Here is a 321-nt window from a genome sequence, read left to right on the forward strand (position 1 = left end):
GTGCTACTGCCGAGGTCGCACCCGTGCCGCCCAGTGTGACCGAATCGTGTGCCGACGAGTCGTACATCACTGCATCAGCCAGTTGACCCTGCATGTTCGTGATCTGGCCGTTGATGGTCGTCACGTCGCCTTGCAGCGTCGTCACGTCACCGGCAAGGTTCGTCACGTTGCCCGCCAGGTTCGACACGTTCGTATTCGTCGCGTACAGCTGCGAGCCGTTCACGGCGTCGGTGCTCGATGCGCTCAGCGCGCCGTTAGCCACGTTGTGCAGGGCTACTGCCGAGGTTGCGTCCGTACCGCCCAGCGTCACCGAGTCGTGCG

General features: G+C 63.9%; 1 pseudogene. It reads right to left on the minus strand.

Features of this window, described 5'->3' with window-relative positions:
• Positions 1-321 (minus strand): annotated as a pseudogene (locus VSR72_RS44105) (hypothetical protein); the annotation flags it as partial.

The organism is Paraburkholderia sp. JHI869 (assembly GCF_038900775.1).
Classification (GTDB): Bacteria; Pseudomonadota; Gammaproteobacteria; order Burkholderiales; family Burkholderiaceae; genus Paraburkholderia.